The organism is Fontimonas thermophila, from assembly GCF_900113085.1.
Classification (GTDB): Bacteria; Pseudomonadota; Gammaproteobacteria; order Nevskiales; family Nevskiaceae; genus Solimonas; species Solimonas thermophila.
In genome coordinates, this window is the sequence record NZ_FOOC01000003.1 from 1 (window position 1) to 21,059 (window position 21,059).

Annotated in this window: 14 protein-coding genes and 3 tRNA genes; 12 read left to right on the forward strand and 5 right to left on the reverse strand. The window is 65.9% G+C overall.

Annotated features, from left to right (window positions below; translation table 11 throughout):
- From BMZ48_RS03375 to BMZ48_RS03385, 3 genes are all read left to right on the forward strand, one after another.
- A partial coding sequence (locus BMZ48_RS03375; protein ID WP_143383610.1) for an integrase core domain-containing protein occupies nucleotides 1-409 on the forward strand: 409 nt, incomplete at its 5' end.
- Between the two features lie 238 nt (nucleotides 410-647).
- The gene (leuS, locus tag BMZ48_RS03380) at nucleotides 648-3,248 is read left to right on the forward strand and encodes a leucine--tRNA ligase (RefSeq protein ID WP_091531951.1); all 2,601 of its coding nucleotides are present in this window, start codon (nucleotides 648-650) and stop codon (nucleotides 3,246-3,248) included.
- Nucleotides 3,249-3,312: 64 nt separating this feature from the next.
- Nucleotides 3,313-3,825, forward strand: a complete 513-nt coding sequence (locus tag BMZ48_RS03385) for an LPS-assembly lipoprotein LptE (protein WP_091531953.1) — start codon at nucleotides 3,313-3,315, stop codon at nucleotides 3,823-3,825.
- Nucleotides 3,826-3,848: 23 nt separating this feature from the next.
- Here BMZ48_RS03385 and BMZ48_RS03390 read toward each other — a convergent pair whose 3' ends face one another.
- Nucleotides 3,849-5,093: a (Fe-S)-binding protein gene (locus BMZ48_RS03390; protein ID WP_091531955.1), complete on the reverse strand. Its 1,245-nt coding sequence runs from the start codon at nucleotides 5,091-5,093 to the stop codon at nucleotides 3,849-3,851.
- A 141-nt stretch (nucleotides 5,094-5,234) separates the two neighbouring features.
- On the opposite strand from BMZ48_RS03390, the gene BMZ48_RS12960 reads away from it, so the two are divergent.
- The 3 genes from BMZ48_RS12960 to BMZ48_RS03405 are packed head-to-tail and all read left to right on the forward strand — an operon-like array spanning nucleotide 5,235 to nucleotide 6,201.
- Nucleotides 5,235-5,420 (forward strand): DUF481 domain-containing protein, encoded by a 186-nt coding sequence (locus BMZ48_RS12960; protein WP_159431058.1) that lies wholly within the window; start codon nucleotides 5,235-5,237, stop codon nucleotides 5,418-5,420.
- 56 nt (nucleotides 5,421-5,476) lie between these two features.
- Nucleotides 5,477-5,890, forward strand: a complete 414-nt coding sequence (locus tag BMZ48_RS03400) for a DUF481 domain-containing protein (protein ID WP_143383611.1) — start codon at nucleotides 5,477-5,479, stop codon at nucleotides 5,888-5,890.
- Complete coding sequence (locus BMZ48_RS03405; RefSeq protein ID WP_091531961.1) at nucleotides 5,887-6,201, forward strand: (2Fe-2S) ferredoxin domain-containing protein; 315 nt, start codon at nucleotides 5,887-5,889, stop codon at nucleotides 6,199-6,201. The genes BMZ48_RS03400 and BMZ48_RS03405 overlap by 4 nt, the downstream gene beginning before the upstream one ends.
- A 24-nt stretch (nucleotides 6,202-6,225) precedes the next feature.
- Here the strand turns inward: BMZ48_RS03405 and mltF are convergent, their stop codons facing one another.
- Nucleotides 6,226-7,686, reverse strand: a complete 1,461-nt coding sequence (gene mltF, locus BMZ48_RS03410) for a membrane-bound lytic murein transglycosylase MltF (protein WP_234981509.1) — start codon at nucleotides 7,684-7,686, stop codon at nucleotides 6,226-6,228.
- 166 nt (nucleotides 7,687-7,852) lie between these two features.
- On the opposite strand from mltF, the gene BMZ48_RS03415 reads away from it, so the two are divergent.
- Nucleotides 7,853-7,942 (forward strand) — tRNA-Ser (locus BMZ48_RS03415).
- Nucleotides 7,943-8,085: 143 nt separating this feature from the next.
- Here BMZ48_RS03415 and BMZ48_RS03420 read toward each other — a convergent pair.
- The 3 genes from BMZ48_RS03420 to BMZ48_RS03430 form a co-directional block, all read right to left on the reverse strand.
- Entirely contained in the window at nucleotides 8,086-8,847 is a 762-nt protein-coding gene (locus BMZ48_RS03420; protein WP_091531965.1) for an SDR family NAD(P)-dependent oxidoreductase, read from the reverse strand.
- Between the two features lie 174 nt (nucleotides 8,848-9,021).
- Complete coding sequence (locus BMZ48_RS03425; RefSeq protein ID WP_234981510.1) at nucleotides 9,022-11,100, reverse strand: PQQ-dependent dehydrogenase, methanol/ethanol family; 2,079 nt, start codon at nucleotides 11,098-11,100, stop codon at nucleotides 9,022-9,024.
- 210 nt (nucleotides 11,101-11,310) lie between these two features.
- Nucleotides 11,311-12,717: a fatty acid desaturase gene (locus tag BMZ48_RS03430; RefSeq protein WP_091532438.1), complete on the reverse strand. Its 1,407-nt coding sequence runs from the start codon at nucleotides 12,715-12,717 to the stop codon at nucleotides 11,311-11,313.
- Nucleotides 12,718-12,827: 110 nt separating this feature from the next.
- Between BMZ48_RS03430 and BMZ48_RS03435 the strand changes: the two genes are divergently transcribed.
- From BMZ48_RS03435 to BMZ48_RS03460, 5 genes are all read left to right on the forward strand, one after another.
- Complete coding sequence (locus tag BMZ48_RS03435; RefSeq protein ID WP_091531967.1) at nucleotides 12,828-13,856, forward strand: helix-turn-helix domain-containing protein; 1,029 nt, start codon at nucleotides 12,828-12,830, stop codon at nucleotides 13,854-13,856.
- Nucleotides 13,857-14,088: 232 nt separating this feature from the next.
- Nucleotides 14,089-17,391 (forward strand): M36 family metallopeptidase, encoded by a 3,303-nt coding sequence (locus BMZ48_RS03440; protein WP_091531969.1) that lies wholly within the window; start codon nucleotides 14,089-14,091, stop codon nucleotides 17,389-17,391.
- Nucleotides 17,392-17,493: 102 nt separating this feature from the next.
- Nucleotides 17,494-17,570: transfer RNA gene (locus BMZ48_RS03445), tRNA-Arg, on the forward strand.
- A 79-nt stretch (nucleotides 17,571-17,649) separates the two neighbouring features.
- Nucleotides 17,650-17,726, forward strand: a tRNA-Arg gene (locus BMZ48_RS03450).
- Nucleotides 17,727-17,841: 115 nt separating this feature from the next.
- On the forward strand, nucleotides 17,842-21,030 hold the full coding sequence (locus tag BMZ48_RS03460; RefSeq protein ID WP_234981521.1) for a parallel beta-helix domain-containing protein: 3,189 nt from the start codon (nucleotides 17,842-17,844) through the stop codon (nucleotides 21,028-21,030).
- Nucleotides 21,031-21,059 lie beyond the last annotated feature (29 nt).

Genomic DNA, 21,059 nt, shown 5'->3' on the forward strand with positions numbered 1-21,059 from the left:
ATTCACGGATCGCTTCATCACACGGGGAGAGCGTACGCCGACCGGCAGGCATCAGTTCGATCAGCTCTGCGAGGAGCTAGGCATTGAGCATCGCCTGACCCGCCCAAAACACCCGCAGACCAACGGCATGGTTGAACGCTTCAACGGGCGCATCGCCGACATCCTGCGCACCCATCACTTCCATTCCGGCGAAGAACTTGAGGCCACCATCCTGCGGTATGTCTGGCTGTACAATCACCAACTGCCACAGAAAGCCTTGGGGCATGTCAGCCCCATCCAGGCCATGAAACAATGGCAGCGATCACACCCCGAACTGTTCAACAGACGTGTTACCAATCAGCCGGGACACGACACATACTCTCCAATTGGATCGTGGTTGCCAGAACGTCTTCTGGTGCGCCCATCATAAGCAGGCTTCGTGCCATCCGGCCAGATCCGCGTTTGGCCTTGGATCGAACAAGGGATGGGGGTGTGGATATCGCGGGGGCTGACGCGATCCGCCTGAAAAAATGTGTCAGTCACTGACAAGCCCTGACAGGCTCTGACAGGCTCTGTTCCCCCGGTTTTGCCGACGGGGTTCCCCCGGGCTTGCGTCGTGCAGCAGGTCGGGGCTGGTAAACTTGTGTTTTTCCACACCGTTCGTCCCCATGCACGAGCAGTATCACCCCGCCGAGGTGGAGCGGGTCGCCCAGGAATTTTGGTCGCGTAACCGGTCTTTCGAGGTCCGGGAAGATCCGGGCCGCGAGAAGTTCTACTGCCTGTCGATGTTTCCGTATCCCAGCGGCAAGCTGCACATGGGGCACGTGCGCAATTACACGATCGGGGATGTGATCGCACGTTACCAGCGCATGCTCGGCAAGAACGTGCTGCAGCCGATGGGCTTTGATGCCTTCGGTCTGCCGGCGGAGAATGCCGCCATCGCCCACCGCACGCAGCCGGCGGCCTGGACGTACGCGAACATGGAGTACATGGTCGGGCAGCTCAAGCGGCTCGGCTTTGCCTATGACTGGTCGCGTCGCATCGATACCTGCCGGCCGTCGTATTACCGCTGGGAGCAGCTGCTGTTCACGCGGCTGATGAAAAAGGGGCTGGTCTATCGCAAGAACGCGGTCGTCAACTGGGACCCGGTCGATCAGACCGTGCTCGCCAACGAGCAGGTCGTGGATGGCCGTGGCTGGCGTTCGGGTGCGCCGGTGGAGCGCAAGGAGATTCCGCAGTGGTTCTTGCGGATCACGGCCTATGCGCAGGAACTGCTCGACGAGCTCGACCGTCTGCCCGGCTGGCCGGATGCGGTCAAGACCATGCAGCGCAACTGGATCGGCCGCTCGGAAGGTCTGGAGCTGCAGTTCGCGGTCGAGGGCGAGGCCGAGCCGCTGACCGTGTTCACCACGCGGCCGGATACCTTGATGGGGGTGACCTATATGGCGGTCGCCGCCGAGCATCCGCTCGCGGTCAAGGCCGCGGCGCGCGATCCGGCGCTCGCAGCCTTCCTCAAGGACGTCGCGCGCAGTGCCGTGGCCGAGGCCGAGCTGGAAACGGCGGAGAAGAAGGGCATGCCGCTCGGGGTGTCGGCGATTCATCCGCTCACCGGCGAGCGCATCCCGGTTTATGTCGCGAACTTCGTCCTGATGAGCTACGGCACGGGCGCGGTCATGGCCGTGCCCGGGCACGATGCGCGCGATTTTGCATTCGCCCACAAGTATGGACTGCCGATCAAGCAGGTCATCGCCATTCCCGGCGAAACCTACGACCCGACCCATTGGCAGGATTGGTATGCGGACAAGACCCATCCGCAGATGCGCCTGATCAATTCCGGGATGTTCGACGGACTTGATCACCGGCAGGCGTTCGACGCGATCGCTGCGCACTTCGAGCGGCTCGGTACCGGCAGGCGCCGGGTGAATTTCCGTCTGCGCGACTGGGGTGTTTCGCGCCAGCGCTATTGGGGCTGCCCGATCCCGGTCATTTACTGCGCGCACTGCGGCGCCGTGCCGGTGCCGGAAGAGCAGTTGCCGGTGGTGCTGCCGGAAGACGTCGCCTTCAGCGGTGTGCAGTCGCCGCTCAAGGCCGATCCGCAATGGCGCAAGACGAGTTGTCCGCAGTGCGGTGCACCTGCCGAGCGCGAGACGGATACCTTCGATACTTTCATGGAGTCGAGCTGGTATTACGCCCGCTACACCTGCCCGGACAACGACCGCGCGATGCTCGATGAACGCGCGAATTACTGGTTGCCGGTGGATCAGTACATCGGCGGCATCGAGCACGCGATCCTGCATCTGCTCTACGCGCGCTTCTTCCACAAGCTGCTGCGCGACGAGGGTCTGGTCCAGTGCGACGAGCCCTTCACCCGGCTGCTGACGCAGGGCATGGTGGTCAAGGAGACGTATTACCGCGAAGACGCGGCCGGCAAGAAGCAGTGGATCAATCCCGCGGATGTCGAGCTGGAGCTCGACGCCAAGGGTCAGCCGCTGTCTGCCCGGCTCAAGGCCGACGGCCAGCCGGTGATGATCGGCGGCGTCGAGAAGATGTCCAAGTCCAAGAACAACGGTGTCGATCCGCAGGCGCTGATCGATGCCTATGGCGCCGACACCGTGCGGCTGTTCGCGATGTTCGCCGCGCCGCCGGAGGCCTCGCTGGAGTGGCGCGACGACGGTGTCGAGGGCGCAGCGCGTTTTCTGCGCCGGCTCTGGCGTGCGGTCCATCAGCACGTCAGTCGCGGCCCTGCGCCGGTGTTGGACAAGGCCGTGCTTAACGCCGGCCAGAAAGCGTTGCGGCGCAAACTGCACGAGACGATCGCCAAGGTCAGCGACGATTACGGCCGGCGCATGACCTTCAACACGGCGATCGCCGCGGTGATGGAGCTGATCAACGATGCCGCGCGCTTCGAGGATGGTTCGCCACAAGGCCGGGCCGTGCTGCAGGAGGTGTGGGAGGCGGTGACGCTGATGCTGCAGCCGATCGTTCCGCACATCTGCCATGCGCTGTGGCAGGCCCTGCGTGGGCGGGAGGACATCCTCGACCAGCCCTGGCCGCAGGTGGATGAGTCCGCCCTGCGAAAAGACACGCTCGCGATCGTCGTGCAAGTCAACGGTAAGCTGCGTGCCCACATCGAGGTGCCATCCGGCGCGGGCCAGGAGGAGATTCTCGCGATCGCGCTCGCCGACGACAATGTGCAGCGTTTCATCGCCGGACAGCCGATCAAAAAACAGGTGGTGGTGCCCGGCAAGCTGGTCAATTTCGTGGTGTAGCCATGCCTTCCAAGGTACGACGGTGTGAGCACGACGGCGATCAGTCCATCGATGGGGCCGAGCGATGATGCGTGCGCTCGTCATCGGGCTGGTAGCCACGCTCGCCGGCTGTGGCTTTCATCTCGCCGGCATGCGACCGCTGCCAGAGGCCTTGCGCACGGTCTATATCGAGGTCGTCGCGCCCTACCGGGTCGTGCAGCCGCCGCTGGAGACGGCGCTGCGCGCCGGGTTGCAACGGCGGGGCGCGCAAGTACGCGGCAGCAGCGATGCCGGTACGACGGTGATCCGTCTCAGCGGGCTCGACGAAAGACGCGAGGTCCTCTCGATCGGACGCGACGGCAAGGCGCTTGAGTTCCGGCTGGTGACGCAGGTGGATTATCAGGTGCTGCGCGATGGCCAGATGCTGGTGGAGCCGGGCAGTCTGCGCATGACGCGCGACTATAGCTTTCAGCCCACGCAGGTGCTCGCCAAGGAGGCTGAGGAAGCGCGCCTGCGCGAGTTCATCCAGGCCGAGATGGCGGAACTGATCCTGCTGCGGCTTGAAGCCCAACTCGGGCATCGGGTGCCGGCGTCTTGAGATCGCGCGGGTCCGGATTTTCTTCAGTCCTCCGGTAGCTGGCGTGCGACCAGCGTCGCCGGATGCAGGACTTCCGGGGCTGGGCCGGCGTGTCGGCGCAGTCCGCCGGCGAGGTGTAGCGAGCAGCCGATGTTGGTGCTGATGATGTAATCGGGCCGCAGGCGCGCGACGGCGGCGAGCTTGCGCTCCAGCAGCGCATCGGCCATCTGTGCCTGGGTCACGAAATACAGCCCCGCCGCGCCGCAGCAGCGCTGCGCCGGATCCAGATCGACGAGTTCGATCCCGGGAATTTTTCTGAGTAGCGTGTAGATCTGCTCGGCACCGCCGAGCACGTTGCGCTGTGTGCACGGCAGATGCACGGCCACGCGTGCGCGCAGCGGGCGCAGGTGCAGTTCCGGCGGCCAGCGCGCGAGCAGCGCCGCGCACACATCTTCCAGGCGATCGGCGAAGCGCTGTGCCGGCGCCGAGCCAGGCAGCAGAAGCGGGTAATCGACCAGCGTCGCGCCACAACCGCTCGCACTGTGCACGATCGACTGCGCGTCGGCGAACGCGTGCAGATTGCGCTCGGCATTACGACGGGCCGCATCCGGCAGCCCGCCGTGCGCGTGGATCGCACCGCAGCAGGTCTGCCCGGCAGGACGTTCGACACGATACCCGAAGCGCTCGAACAGACGCTGGACCGCGCTCAGGGTTTGCGTATCGACGAGGCGGCCGACGCAGCCGGTGAACAGGCTCACCCGACCGCGCAGGTGACGGGATGGCGGTCGCGCCGGCGCGCGGCGCGGCGTTCGCGGCGGCAGCAGGGATTCCAGCCGCGCCAACCGACCGCGGCCGAGCATCCCGCTGCGGCGCACGAGGTGCTGTGCTCCGCTGGCACGGTACAGCCAGAGCAGCGCATCGAGGATGCGCAAGACGGTATTGGATGACAGCAGGGCGCCGATCAGACGGACCAGACGCGTGCGCTGGGGTCGCTGCGCGGCCATCCACGCGCGGCCTTCGTCGATCAGCCGGCCATACGGCACCTGTGCCGGGCACACACGTTCGCAGGCACGGCAGGCGAGACAGCCGTCGAGATGGGACTCGAGACTATCCGTGAGCGGCAATGCGCCGGTCGCCAGGCCCTGGATCAGGGCGATGCGGCCGCGCGGCGAATCGCCCTCGTGGCGTGTCTGCGCATAGGTGGGGCAATGCGGCAGACACAGTCCGCATTTCACGCACAAATCCGCGTTGGCGAGCAGCGAGCGGTGTGCGGCGGGAGAGGTCGTCATCGCCGCCTATGATACTGTGCGCGTGCTTGTGCGATCGTCCCGGGTGCGCAGGCATTGCGCGCCGCCACGGATTTTCCCGCACCTCCTGCCCGGGACCCCGCTCATGCTGCGTCATTGCGGCTGTTTTTTTGTTGTCGTGGCTTGCGATGTCTGGTTCCGGCGTACTGGTCGGGCGAGACCGGCATCGGTTATTTCGCCACCACCGGCAACACGGCGACCGAGTCGCTCAACGGCAAGCTCGCGCTCGTTTATGACGCCGCTTGCTGGAAGAACGCGCTGCACTTGCAGGGCGTTCATACGACGGATCAGGGCGAAACCTCGGCGTAACGCTATACCGCGACCGACAAGCTCGACAGGCGCAGCGATCTCTTCGCCGCAGTGGATTGGGAAAAGGACTCGTCCGCGGGCATCCGCGAGCGGATGTCGGCGGCGGTCGGTTATGGGCGCCGGGTGCTCGTCGGGGCGGGCACGCACCGAATCTTGCGATCGGCGCCGGTGCGCGCCGGACCCGGGCGAACGTCACCGGCGAGCAGGCCGACGAATTCGTGTTCCGCGGCCCGGCGGAGTACGGCTGGACGCTGTCGCCGACCAGCCAGTTCGAGCAGTCGCTCAAGATCGAATCCGGGGCGGCTAATACGTCCGCCGAATCGGCCAGCGCGTTCAAGCTGGCCATCGTCGGCAATCTGTTCGCAACGCTGTTATACACGGTCAAGCACAATACCGACGTGCCTGCCGGCACCGAGCGTACCGACACCTTCAGTGCCGTCAACCCGTCCTATAGCTTCGGTAAACCATGAGCTACTACCGTCACCACGTATTTTTCTGCTGCAACCAGCGCGCTCCGGGTGAGCGGACCTGTTGCAACGACAAGGGCGCGACGCGCGTGCGCGACTATGCCAAGCAGCGCGTCAAAGAGCTCGGCTTGAGTGGCCCCGGGCAGGTGCGTATCAATCAGGCCGGCTGTCTTGATCGCTGCGAACAGGGGCCGTGCATCGTCGTCTATCCGGAGGGTGTCTGGTACACCTATGTCGACGAGGACGACATCGACGAAATCATCGAGCGTCACCTGCAGCAGGGCGAGATCGTCGAGCGCCTGCGCATCCGCTAGCGGGGGTGCCGCTTAGCCGAATGGTCAGAGGATCGGCGAGTCGATTTTCAGCGGATCTTTCTCGCGCTTGTCCTTGGGCGGCTCGACAGGCTGCGGCGATGGTTCGGCGGCCATCGCGGGAATGCCGGTCATCCACACGAGCATGTCGTAATAAGTGCGCACGTTGCCGACATAGATGCGCGCCTGGTGGCCACGCGCATAACCGTATTTCGTGCGGCTGTGCCATTTGTACTGCGTCAGCAGCGGCAGGCGCTCGCGCACGTCGAGCCAGCGGTTGGGGTCGCCGCCCAGCTCGCGCGTCAGCTCGCGGGCGTCGAGCAGATGGCCATAGCCCATGTTGTAGGCCGCGAGCGCAAGCCAGGTGCGGTCGGGCTCGGTGATCTCCGGCGGCAGTTTGTCGAGGAGCTGGCGGAAGTAGCGGGCACCACCGAGAATGCTTTGCGTCGGATCTTCGCGGTCGATTGCGAGCAGCGCCGCGGTGGCCGCAGTCAGCTGCATGATGCCGCGCACGCCCGTCGGGCTGGTGGCATCGGCGTCCCAATGCGATTCCTGATAGCCGATCGCCGCCAGCAGCCGCCAGTCCAGGCCGGTTTGTGACGCCGCGTGCTCGAACGCCTGCCGGTAGCGCGGCAGGCGTGTTTGCACGTGTGTCGCCAGCGTCATCACGCCATAGTCATCGACGTGTTCCACATGGCCGTAGTAGCGGTCGTGCAGCCGCGCCAGCTCGGCCTCGCCGATCTCTTCGAGATAGCGTTCCGCGGCGTCGAGCAGGCTGCGATCGCGGTCCGCCGGAAAGGCCCAGGCGAGCGGCTGCGCGTCCCCGACCGGGAAGGCCACGCGTAGCTCGGGGTAATAGCGTTGGTTGAGCGCGATGAGATCGGAATTGGCGATGGTGTAGTCGATCTCGCCGCTGGCGACGGCGAGTAGCAGCTCTTCGGATTCGGCGTCGGCGGTTTCTTCCCAGGCCAGCTGCGGATAGCGTTCCGCCTTGAGCTGGCGCAGGCGTTCGGCGTGCACGCCGCCGGCGATGATGCGCAACGTCCCGCGCAGGCTGCCCAGATCCTGTGGGCGGTCGCTGCCTTTGCGGTAAACGAGCATTGGGGTCACGGTTTGCACTGGACGTGTGAACCGCAGGTGGGCTTTGCGGCTTTCGCTCACGCCGATGCCTGCCGCGGCCAGGTGGGCGGTGCCGGAGCGGACCATTTCCGTCGCCTCGGGGGGATTGGCGGCCAGACGCAACTCCAGCTCGACGCCGAGCCACTTCGCGAAACCGGCGACGAGGTCGTATTCGAAACCGGCCGGTTCACCGGCGGGGCCGATGTAGTAGGTCGTGGGGCTGTTGACGGTGGCCACGCGCAGAACCCCGAGGGTGCGCACTTCCTCGAGCAGCGATGGCCGCGGTGAACAGGTCGAGATCAGGGTCAACCAGGCACCGACGAGCAGCAGCGGGCCGAGCCGCATCAGGCGGCCCAGCAGCGGGAGCACGGAGGTAGGCGTGGCGGACGTCTTCATTTAGAATGCGCGCCCTGCATCGGCAGGGTCATGGACCACACGCTAGCACACCGGGTTTCCCGGCCTTGTGGCAGGCCCGCACGGCCGCTTCCATCCGTTTCGGGTGGCGGCGCTCCAGCCAGTCCGATGCGCCCCTCCCGGAGAGGTGGCAGAGTGGTTGAATGTACCTGACTCGAAATCAGGCGTACGCGCAAGCGTACCGTGGGTTCGAATCCCACCCTCTCCGCCAAGTGCAGGCAAAAGACCGACGAAGCGTCGGTCTTTTGCCGTGTGTCTGCCGGCGCGCACTGCGGCGGCTAGCCGGCCACGAGCCCTGCAGATCTTGCGTGCCCGGCGCTGCCGGCCGTGCCGACGACCCATGCGCCGGTGGGGTCATCGGGGTGGCATCCGCAGCGCGCCGTCGAGGCGGATGGTTTCGCCGTTGAGCATGGGGTTGGCGACGATGCTCAACACCATCTGTGCGTACTCTTGCGGCTTGCCGAGACGGCTGGGGAAGGGCACCTGTTTGGCCAGGGATTCCTGCACCTCTTTTGGCAGGGTGGCCATCATCGGTGTCCAGAAAATGCCGGGCGCGATGGTGACCACGCGGATGCCCAAGGGTGCGAGGTCGCGCGCGATCGGCAGGGTCATGCCGACCACACCGCCCTTGGACGCCGAATACGCGGCCTGACCGATCTGGCCGTCGAAGGCCGCCACCGACGCGGTGTTGATGATGACGCCGCGTTCCTCGCCGAGCGGCGGTGCCTGGGACAGCCGTGCAGCCATCTGGGCGATGCAGTTGAAGGTCCCGATCAGATTGACTTCGACGACCTTGCGGAACGCATCCAGCGGATGGGGGGCTGATTCGCGGCCGACGGTCTTCATGCCGATGGCGATACCGGCGCAGTTGACCAGCACGCGTGCAACGCCATGGGCGGCTTGCGCTTCGGCGACCGCCTGGGCGACCCCGGCTTCGTCGGTGACGTTGACCTTGGCGAAACGGCCTCCGATCTTGGCGGCCTGGGCGCGCCCCAATTCCTCGTTCATGTCGAAGAGCGTCACGCGCGCGCCGTGCGCGGCGAGCAGCTCCGCAGTCGCCGCTCCCAGACCGGAGGCCCCGCCGGTGACGATTGCACCTACGCCGTTGAGTTCCATGAATCTCTTGCTCCCGTTCGACGAATGAGATGGCCCGCGCATGCCGCGACGTTCTCACGCCGGTAGCGTCCGCTGGGCCTTTGGCACTATGCCATGCGCGCGGTGTTCACGCTGCCGTGGCGGGGCATGGAGTGGCGCAAGCCCGTTCGCGTGATGTGGGCCGTTTGCTGCGGCTCATATCAGCCCCCACCGGGCGAGCTGCATTTTCACCAGCAGCCGCAGGTAGTTCCAGAGCGCGCCGAGCTGGGCGGCGAACGAAGGCTCATAACGTGCGCGTTCGCGGATGTAATGGCGCAGGGCTTCGAGGTCCTGATCGCTCAGCTCCGGGAAGGCCGGCATACCGCGGTTTTCGAGGGCACCGTCGCGGACGATGGCGGCGAAGGCCGACGCCGATAAAGGCACATGCGAGGCGCGCAGATCGGGGGCGTAGCCGCCGGCGACGACGGCGGTGCCATGGCAGATCACGCAGTCCTTGTACACATGCTTGCCTCGCTCCGCGAGGGCGGGATCGACGATGAAGCTCGGATCATCGACCTTTTCAACCGTTGTTGATGGCGGCGGCGATGGCGGCAGTTGCGCATGCCCGTCAAGCGCAAAGGTCAGGACGCGGCGCGGATAGGCGCGGCCAACCCAACCGTGCTGCGCCGACAGTGAGCCGAGCAGCATCGGCGCACCGGCCCAGCCCGCGAGGATGGTCACGTACTGCCTGCCATCGACCGCATAGGTGGCGGGCGGCGCCTGCGTGCCGACGCCCATGTCGTAACTCCAGAGTTCGGCTCCGGTATCGGCGTCGCGAGCGATAAAGCGGCCGTCCGCCTGGCCCTGGAACACGAGTCCGCCCCTCGTGACCAGCACGCCGCCATTGGTCGCGCCCGGCGTCGGCACCCGCCAGGCGGCTTTCTGTGTGACCGGATTCCAGGCAAGCAGCGCGCTGGTGCCCGCGGTCTTGGGGATGTCGTCGAAGAAGCCGCGCAGCCCCAAGACGTCGTTCGGCGTCATCTGCCAGGTTTTCGGATCGCGGCCTTCGTCGTTGTAGTAGCCGGCCATCTCGCGTACGGGGATGTAGGTCAGCCCGGTATCCGGGCTGTAGGCCATCGGATGCCAGTTGTGCACACCACCGGAACCAGGCCAGATCAGCGCCTCGCCGTTTTCGTAGCGCGCGCCGCGGATCTCGACCGGACGGCCGGTTGCAAGATCGATGCGTTCCGCCCAGGTGACCTTGCCGATTTTCTCCGCCGAGATCAGCTTGCCGGTCTCGCGGTCGATCACGTAGAAAAAACCATTCTTCGGCGCATGCAGGATCACCTTGCGTGGCGCACCGTCGATCGCGATCGTCGCCAGCACCATGTCCATCGACGAGTTGTAGTCCCAGCTCTCGCCCGGTGTGGTCTGGTAATGCCAGACGTATTCGCCGGTGTCGGCATCGAGGGCGACGACCGAGCACAGAAACAGGTTGTCGCCGCCGCCGGGCGAGCGCAGCTTGTGATTCCACGGCGAACCGTTGCCGGTGCCCAGATAGACGCGGTTGAACTCGGGGTCGTAGGTGATCGCATTCCAGACGGTGCCGCCGCCACCGTATTTCCACCACTCGCCGGTCCAGGTCTTGGCGGCCATGGCCATGGCCGCGTTCTCGAAGCCGTCGGCGGGGTTGCCGGGGACGACGTACCAGCGCCAGAGCTGGGCGCCGGTGTTGGCGTCGTAAGCGGTCACATAGCCGCGCACGTGGCCGAAGTCGGCACCGCCGTGGCCGATGATGATCTTGCCGTTGAAGGCACGCGGTGCGCCGGTGATGTAGCGGTTGTCGTCGGCTTCGGTGGTGAGCGTTTCCCAGACCAGTGCGCCAGTCTTGGCATCGAGCGCGAACAGCCGGCCGTCCTGGGTGCCGGCATAGACCTTGCCGTCGTAATAGGTCATGCCGCGCGAGCCCCAGGCCATGCGCATCTTGCGGCCGCGCACCTTGGGGTCGTATTTCCACAGCAGCTCGCCGGTGACGGCGTTGACCGCGTGGATCACGCTGAAGCCGGCGGCGAAATACAGCACGCCATCGACCGCCACCGGCTGCGTGGATACGTTCCAGACGTCGTTGAGCTCCAGTGACCAGGCCAGGCCCAGGCGACCGATGGTGCGTTTGTCGATCTGGTTGAGCGGGCTGTAACGCTGTTCATCGAAACCGCGGCCAAAAGCCGGCCAGTTGGCGCCGTCGTCGCGCAAGGCTGGGTCGGCGAGCACAGCCTGCGCCGCGCCCAATATCATCGTCGATGCCAGTATGGTGCGGCCCAGCCGCGCGGCCGATCCGGTGCGTCCCATATTGCCTCCTGGTGCGCGCAGCGCGCCCGTGCGGACCTGCGCTGTTTGCATTGTGGAGATCCATCGCGCGGCGACCATCGGCCGAATGCAGTAGCCCGCAGCAGCGCGCGACAGCCGCAAAGCCGCGGAGCCACTGCCGGGGGTGTGCGGCTGCCGTTATGCCGCCGGCAGCTTGCGGAAATCCACCTTGTCGCGCACGGCGCAATCGGGGCAGGACCAGTCGTCGGGAATTTGCGACCACGGTGTGCCCGGCGGGAAGCCCTCACGCGGGCAGCCGATGGCCTCGTCGTAGATGTACCCGCAGTCGGTGCACTGATAGCGTCCGCCGGGCGATGCGGCCGCATCGGCGGGAGTCGCAGTCGCGTCGGTGGGTTGCGTATCCGCACGGCGGGCGTCGGGACGCGGGCGGTGCCAGCGGGCGAGCAGGGCAGCGCGCTTGGGCGGATACAGATTGGCCTTGGTCAGATCCCCGCCGTAGTGTCGGGCGACGAGTGGGTCCATCAGCCGGAACCACAGCCACGGGACGTAGGCTGGAATCAGCATCGACGCATAACCCGACGGCAGCTGCGGGCTGTCGTCGAAATGCCGCAGGGCCTGGAACCGACGCGTCGGATTGGCGTGATGATCCGAGTGCCGCTGCAGCTGGTAGAGGAACAGGTTGGTGACGATGTGGTTGCTGTTCCACGAGTGGCGCGGCTGGCAGCGTTCGTAGCGGCCATCCGGCAGCTTCTGCCGCAAAAGACCATAGTGCTCGATGTAGTTGATGACCTCGAGCAGCGAGGCCCCGTAGGCGGCTTGCAGCACGAGGAAAAGCAAGGCCGGCCAGCCGAGACACGCGGTGAGCGCCCCGAACAGCACGATGGTCATCGCCCAGGCTTGCAGGTTCTCGTTGTCGAGGCTCCACACGCTTTGCTTGTTGCGCTGCAGACGCGCTTTTTCGATGGCCCAGGCCGAGCGCAGGCTGCCGATCACCGTGCGCGGCAGGAAAGCCCAGAAGCTTTCGCCCATCTTCGAGCTCGCTGGATCTTCCGGCGTGGCGACGTTCTTGTGATGGCCTCTGTTGTGCTCGACGAAGAAATGACCATAAGCGACCGGCGCCAGCGTCAGCTTGGCGAGCCAGCGGTCCAGGTTCTCGCGCTTGTGGCCGAGTTCATGGGCAGTGTTGATGCCGATGCCGTTGACCGCGCCCACGCTCAGCACCAGGCCGATGTATTCCCAGATGGCCAGATCGGCGGTCACCGCCACCCAGGTGCCGAGTACGGTCACGGCATATTGCGTGGGCAAATAGGCATAGACGATGGCGCGGTAGTAGCGGTCGTTCTCGAGCTGTGCGACGGCGGCTTCCGGCGGGTTGTTGCGGTCCTCGCCGACCAGCCAGTCGAGCAGCGGGATCAGACCATAGATGAGCAATGGCCCGGACCAGGTGAACAGGCCGATGTCGGTGTACAGGAATAATCCCAGGCCGATCAGTCCGAGGACCGGAATGAACGGGCTGAGCAGCCAGAGATAGCGTTTGCCGTCGTTCCAGGCGAGCGTGCCTGCGTCGAGGGTCGGTGTGGACATGTCTGCCTCCATACATCCAGGGATGTGGTGTGCGGTGATTGTTCGCCCGCCCGGCGGCTGTGGCCTTGTCATTTCTTGACAGATAGTTGTCATTTTCAGACAATGTGCCCATGTCGCTCGCCACCGTCGAAGTCCCCGCCCGCTATTACGCCCGCGCCGGTGAGGTGCTGCTGCGCATGGGCGTGGACATCACCCGCATCCTCAAGGCGGCGCGCATTTCCCTGGAGCGGATCAACCACCCCGATGCGATGATGCGGCTCGACCAGGTCGAGGCGCTGGTGGCCGAGGCCTTCGCGCTCACCGGGCGTACCGATCTGGCGCTGGACGTGGGACGTGCACTCAAGCTCAGCTCGCACAGCCTGGTCGGCTACGGGATGCTCAGCAGCCCCGATGCCGACTACGCGCTGCGTCTGGCCGCGCGTTTCTTCAAGCTGATCATGCCGGCCTTCCGCATGCGCTACCGCACCCGGTCCGGGTTTGCCGAGATCGCCTTCACGCCGGTGCTGTCGATGAGCCGCTTGTGTTTCCAGTTCCACCTGGAGACGCTCGCGGTGGCCACGCACTGGGAGCTGCGCGAGCTGCTCGAAGGGCGCATCCCGGACTACGACCTCTATTACTCGATTCCCGAGCCGCCGCATGCCGCGCGCTATGCCGAGATGCCCGAGGCGCGGTGTCATTTCGGCTGGGAGCCGACACCAGGCCTGCGCATGGTGTTCGCGACCGATTTCCGCGAGCACCCGCTGGCGTTGTCGGATCCCAGCGCGCTGAAGATGGCCGAACAGCGCTGCAATGCGATGGTGCGCACGGCCCTCGCCCGCGGGCGTGTGTCCGACTGGGTAGGCATGATGCTGCGTGAATCCGGGGAGGGTCTGCCGACGCTGGTCGAGCTGGCCCACACCCTCAACCTGTCGCCGCGCACGCTCGACCGCTATCTGCGGCGCGAGGGCACGCACTACCGCGAACTGGCCCGGCGCGCCCGGCTCGACAAGGCCTGCGCCCTGATCGCCACGGGCGACATGAGCCTGACGCAAATCGCCTACGAGCTCGGCTATACCGACGCGGCGAATTTCACCCGGGCGTTCCGGCGCGAGACGGGCCTGAGTCCGAGCGCCTATCGCCGTCGTCTCCGCACCGCATAGCGGCAGCGTCCGTGCGAGGGGATGCGCGGCGGGCGGGCGGGACGGACCGGCACCGGCGTTTGGCGGGATCGGGGTTTTCTAAGCCCGGCTGGGGGATTTCCCCCGCGTGCGCGCCAGCGCGCCGCCGTAGGATGCTCATCTGCGCGGACGCACGGGCGGCGCGCGCCGGTTGCCGGACGGCGGCCGTTTCTTCTGGCAGGGACGCCGCATCCATCCTGGGGAGTCGTTGGGTATGAATCCTGTGTCCGTCGGCATGGCCGCGCTGGTCGCGGTAGGGCTCAGCGTGGCCGGTTCCGCGCGTGCATCCGAACCTGCGTCGCAGGACGTGATTCTGCCGACCACCCCGGGCCAGACCGTGGTCGTCGAATGGACCGGCACGGCCTTGCCCGGTGTCTCCGGCATCGGCACCACCGGCGGGATCGTCGATGCGCCGATTCCGTGTCTCGACGGCGGCCCCGATGACAGCCATCTGATCAACCTGACGGTGCCGGACGGAGCCTATGACGCCGTCAACGTCAGCGCCGAATTCAAGATCGAGTGGACGGCCGGCGAGCCGGATCCGACGGGCACGTTCACCGACCCGGATCTCGTGCTCGCGGTTTACCGTGACGGCGAGATGGTCGGATACAGCGATGGTGGCGCGCCGCAGGAAGCGGTGGGGGTGAACAACCCCGCATCCGGCGCGTACACCGCGGTCGTCTGCCCGTTCATCGCCAGCATGCCGACCGATTACCGCGCCAAGCTGACGCTGACGGCCCTGGAGCCGGCGAGCTGTCTGACTGCCGCCAGCGCGGCCAAGGCGCATTCGACGACGATGTCCGGCTTCGGCGCGCACGAGGAGCGCCCAGGTCTGCTCAACTTTGACGTCTTCCAGCATGAGGTCGCACAGCTGACGTACCCGGTGCTCGACTATGCCGGGCGCCATCAGGCCGCGCTCTACGACCGTACCCTGGCCAAACCCACGTTCCTGTGGGCGCGCAAGGACGCTCCAGTGTCCGTCGTGGGGCCGCTGACCGGGCGCGAGCTGCTGATCGCACATGCGCGTGCGCATCTGCACAACGAGGCCAAGGCGCTGCGCCTGACCCCCGCGATGATCGACGAGGCCAAGGTCTATGACGCGCAGTTCAATGGCCAAGGTCCGGCGGTCGTGCGCTTCCGCCAGCGCGTCGCCGGCATCGAGGTCTATTACCGTTCCCTCAACGTGCTCCTCGATCGCGGTTACCGGCCGATCGCGGTATCCGGTTATTTCGCCACCGACTACGATCCGGCCCAGGTTTCCGCCGCGGGTTTCGTACAGTCGCCCGCACAGGCCATCGCCGCCGCCTGGCGCAGCATCGGCGGCGCGCTCGATCCCTCGGCACTGGTCGAGACGGCCGTGCGCGGAGACTATCTTCTGTTCTCGATTCCGACACTCACCGGCAGCCACGGGTTCGAGCGTGCCCCGCGGGTCAAGCGGGTGTTCTATCCGCGCCGTGGCCGGCTGGAGCCGGCCTACTACGTGGAATTGTTCGCGCGTGCCCACGCCAACGGCCAGCTGATCGCCTATGCCTTCGTGGTCTCGGCCAGCGATCTGCGCATCCTGCATCGCAAGAACCTGAAGTCGGACGCCGCCGTTACTTACCGCGTGTTCGCCGATACCACGGCGCCATACCAGCCGTTCGACGCCCCATTGGGCAACGGCTATACGCCGTTTCCCGGCAGCCAGCCGAACGATCCAATCATCCGCGTGGGAGCCTCCACGAACCTCGTGACCATCGAGCATGCCGGCATCAGCACCGGCGACCCCTGGCTCGCCGACGATGCGACGACCACCATCGGCAACAATGTCGAGGCCTGTCTCGACACCGTCGATACGCCGGTGTCCGGCATCATTTCCAACCCGCTCAATACCTGCGTTGCGGCGCTCGGCGATGTCTTTCCGCCGATGACCGGGCCCAACACCTTCGATTATCCGATCGAGGCCGACTCTGACCCATCCACCGACAATGCGCGTAATGCCGCGGCGGTGAACCTGTTCTACATGAACAACTGGCTGCACGACTGGTGGTACGACCACGGTTTCAACGAAGCCGCGGGTAACGCCCAGACCAACAACTACGGTCGCGGCGGCGAGGAAGGCGACCCCATCCTGGCCCAGGGACAGGATGCATCGGGGCGCAACAACGCCAATATGTCGACGCCGGCCGACGGCAGCTCGCCGACCATGCAGCAGTATCTGTTCGACGGCATCACCGTCGGCGAAGTGCGGCAGACCGCACCGGTGGACAGCGGCCCGCTGAAGTTCGCACCGGCGGCTTTCGGACCGACCGAATACGATCTCACCGGCGAGCTCGTGCTCGCCTCCGAGAGCGAGGGTGTGGCACCGGGCGATGGCTGCGGGGCTGCCATTCCCGATCCGGGGCTGCCGGTGCCGCCTCCGGCCGTGCCGGCCGTGCCCGATCCGGCGCTCACTGGCAAGATCGCCCTGATCGATCGTGGGAACTGCAACTTCACGACCAAGGCCCAGCACGCGCTCGCCTCCGGTGCGGTGGCGATGATCGTCGTCAACAATGCCGACGGCGATCCGATCGCGATGGGCAATGGCGACATCCCGATCAACGCCGGCGCGAGTCCCACCGATCCGATCTACCAGATTCCGTCGGTGATGATCCGCAAGGCCGACGGCGCTGCGCTCAAGGCCCAGCTCGCCGCCGGTACCACGGTGACCATGCATCTTGTGCGCGAGCCCTCGATCGATCTCGACGGCACGCTCGACAACCAGATCATTGCGCACGAGTTTTTCCACTACGTCCATCACCGCCTGACTGATTCGAGCAACCAGCAGTCCGGCGCGATGAGCGAGGGCTGGGGCGACATCGACGGTTTCATGATCTCGGCGCGCAGCGACGATCGCGCCGTACCCGGCAACGATCGCTATCAGGGCGCCTATGCCCTTGCCTGGTACGTCAGCAACAACTTCTTCAGCGGCATCCGCCGCGCACCGTATTCGACGGACTTTGCGAAGAACGCATTCACCTTCAGGCACATCGCCGATGGCGAACCGACGCCGGACGGCGGGCCCGGCACCAGCAATTCGGAAGTGCACAATGCCGGCGAGATCTGGGCCAACGCCGTCTGGGAGTGCTACGCCGGATTGCTCAACCGCCATCCATTCGGCGAGGCGCAACGGCGCATGAAGGACTACATCATCGGCGGGCTGAAGATGACGCCCGCGGATGCGACGTACACCGAGGCACGGGATGCCGTGCTCTCGGTGGTGCTCGCCACGGACTTCGATGACTATGCCGCCTGCTCGCGCGGTTTCGCCAAGCGCGGGATGGGGCTCAATGCCATCGCCCCGGCGCGGTCGAGTACCGATCTCGTCGGTGTCGTCGAGGATTACACCGAATTCGTCTGCAAAACCGGTGGTGGCGGCGCAAATGGCGGGTCGCTCGAGCGCGAACGCTTCGGCGGCGCCCTGGGCCTGGGTCTGGTGCTGCCCTTGCTCGGGCTTGCCCTGCTCGCCCGCCGCCGGTGTGGGTGCCCGCGCCGATGATCCCGCCGGCGCGGCCGGTATAGCGGGCGTCGCCGGCTCAGTATTCGCGGGCTGCGCAGGGGACGGTGCGCGCGCCGATTCCGGCTAGAATCGCGTGCTCATGCGCCCGTAGCTCAGCCGGATAGAGCAACGGCCTTCTAAGCCGTGGGTCGCAGGTTCGACTCCTGCCGGGCGCGCCACGTCGTTCGCTCTCGGTCGGGTGTACGCCCGTTGCCAGCGAGATCGGGCCGTGGTCCATCACCGAAGTCAATCACCGATGCGCCCGTAGCTCAGTTGGATAGAGCATCTGGCTTCGAACCAGAGGGTCGGGAGTTCGAGTCTCTCCGGGCGCGCCAGGTGCAGGGGCGGTGGCCCGCGGTCGCGGCGCAGGGTTATTTCTCCTATCGCCCCGGCGCAGTGCAGCGCCTAGGATTCCAGATCGGATGCAAAGGCACGGGGGAGTGCGTCGTGATGGGTTCGGATCAGCGGTCCGCTACAAGGTGGGGAGCCATCGGCTTCGTCTGTCTGGCCTTGCTCGCCGCCTGTGGCGGGGGTACATCGGGCGTCGGCAACACGCTAGGAGGTTCCACGGGTGGCGGCACCGGCGGGACGACAGGGGGGACGACCGGCGGGACCACGGGAGGCACTACCGGCGGGACGACCACTGGCGGCAGCACCGGCGGTGGTGGCGCCATCGGCGGGCGTACCTTCCTGATCCGTCCGGGCGCCGATGCCACGCGCGAGATGATCGGCGCGATGATCCAGGCCGCGCCGGGTGACGTGATCCAGTTCGACTGCGGTTATTTCGAGCTGTCCTCGGCGCTGCAGCTGACCAATACCGAAGACGTGTTGATCAAGGGCTGCGGCAAGGATCGCACGGTACTGTCGTTCAAGACCAGCAACACGCCGGAGGGCATTCTCGCGGTCAATGTCCACGGTCTGTGGATCGAGGACCTGACGGTGCTCGACACCGGCGGCAACGGCATCGAGCTGCGCGGCGTCAGTCATGCCCGCATCAGCCGCGTGCGCACGATCTGGTCGTCCAACGGCGGGCGTGAGAGCCCGACGCCGATCAATGCGAGCAATGCATTCACGCCCGATCCGGCCACCGGCAAGCCCAAGCTCCTCAACGTCCCGTGCACCGATCCGCCGACGCGCAATCCGAACGCGCCCGAAAACCAGTTCCCGGGTGCCGACACTACGTCGCCGGATTACACGGTCAGCCCCAAATCCGGGCGCTACGGTATCTACCCGGTGGCCTCCGAAAACATTCTCATCGAGGAGGCCGAGTCGATCGGCGCCAGCGATGCCGGGATTTACGTCGGCCAGACCAACAACGCGATCATCCGCAACAGCCGCGCGGCCTACAACGTGTTCGGTTTCGAGATCGAAAACGTGCAGGGCGGCGAGTATGCGTACAACCTCGCCGAATGCAATACCGGCGGCTTTTTGATCTACGACCTCGACAATCTGCGCCAGTACGGCGATCGCTCGCGCATGTACGGCAACATCTCGCGCAACAACAACACCTATAACTTCACCTCGGGCGGCTTCGTCGGCAACGTGCCGCCGGGCAGCGGCATGATCACGCTGTCGTACGACCGCATCGACATCTTCGAAAACCGGTTCGAGAACAACAACACCGCCGGCATCATCCACACCAGCTACGAGATCTTCCCGGAGGGCGCTGGCCGGCCGAGTGAAAAGCGCATCGACTGGTACAGCGAGGGGGTGCACATCTTCGGCAACAAGTTCATCAACAATGGCAATGGCCTGCCGCTGCCGACGACATCCGATATCCAGTCGATGGACGTCGCCAAATTCCTGCCGGCGCTGGTTGGGCTGAAGAACCAGGCGGCCTGCCTGATCCCGACCAATCTGCAGACCTGTTTGTCGCTGGGCATCTACAATTTCCGCGGCGCCCACATCGTCTGGGATGGTCTGCTCGACCGCTACGACCCCGATTGCCCGTATCCGGTGGATGCCAACGGCGATCCGGTGCCGGCGGATGCGCGCGGCAAGCCGCAGATGACCAACGATCATCCCAATCCGTCGTGCCATTACAACGCGTACAAGTTCGACACGCAGGCGCCGGGCAATCCGCGCAAGGTGCCGGATTGGTTTGCCTCGTGCATCGATGCCAACAACGAATTCAGCGGCGACAGCCTGCCGTTTGCGAACTTTCATGGCACCAAGGGGCTGGAGCCGGTCATCGCGCTGCTGACGGCCAATCCGGCGGACGGGCCGGGTGCGCTGGCGACGCTGCTCGCCGGTCTTGCAGCGACCGATCTCGCCAATTTCGCATCGAGCTTTGATCGCACACCGCACGATTGCCCGCAGGCATACGGGCGCAATCTGCCGCTGCTGCCGCCGGTCGTGATTCCGCCGTTTGAGCGCAGCGGCGATTACGATCCGGCGCCCAGCGAGCAGGAGATCGCGGAGTTGTGCGGGGCCGCTGTTCCTGCCGGTGCGGTGAACTTCGCGGCGGCGAAGGTCAACTGCCCGACGCTCGATCAGTACCACCTGTTCGAAGATCCGCAGGATCCGACCAGCGCGCCGCGCGGCGGCGGTGTGCCGTTCGTGCTCAACACCAAGCTGTTCTCGGATTACGCGGTGAAATACCGCGTGCTGTACCTGCCGCCGGGAACCAAGGCGACGTATCAGGATGCCGGCGGTCGCACGGAAGGCAGCAATGTCACGATTGCCTTCCCCGTCGGTACGATCATCGCCAAGACCTTTTCGTTCCCCAACGGCGGCGTGGAGACCCCGGTCGAAACGCGGCTGCTGATCAAGCGCGTCAATTCCAAGGGTCAGGCGCGCTGGGATGGCCTGCCCTATATCTGGACGACCGAGAACGGCCGGCGCGTCGCCAAGCTCGCGATGGGTGGCGGGCAGGCTGCGGTTGCCTGGGATTACGTCGATGTCGATTCGGGTGTCACGCACAGGGGTTCGACGGCGAATTACCTCATCCCGCACGCCAACCAGTGCCTGAGCTGTCACGCCAACGAGGATGCAGACACCGGCGCGGCGCCGATCGGCCCCAAGGTGCGCCATCTCAACCGGCCGTATCTGCCGGAGTCGAGCTTGCCGACCGCACAAGGCATGCACGAGGTGCGCGGGCGGAACCAGATCCAGTACTGGTGCGAGCGCGGTCTGCTCGCCGGTTGTCCGCAGGATCTGGGTGTCGATCCGCAGACGCAGATCGCGACCCATCTCGAGCGCGTACCCGTGTTCAACAAGCCCGGCGATGCGGGATTCCCGGCGAACAGCGCGCAGGACATCGAGGCGCGGGCGCGCGCGTATCTGGAGATCAACTGCCAGCATTGCCACAACCCGCGTGGCTTTGCGGCGAGCACCGGGTTGTATCTGGACGTGCTGCGCCGGGTCGATACCAGCTACGGCATCTGCAAGCGACCGACGGCGACCGGGCGCGAGGGCAACGGTGGACGCACATTCGACATCCATCCCGGCAACGTCGCCGATTCGATCCTGCCCTTCCGCATCGGTCCGGAGGCGACGACGCCGGCCGCACGCATGCCGCCGCTGGCGCGCAGCGTCGTCCACGACGAGGGTCATGCGCTGATCGAGCAGTGGATCGCGCAGGTCGTGGTCAAAGACGAAGCCAAGTATCCGGGTTCGACGAGCTGTACGGCGGAGTGACCGGTTTGTGGTCCGCCCGGTGTTCCCGC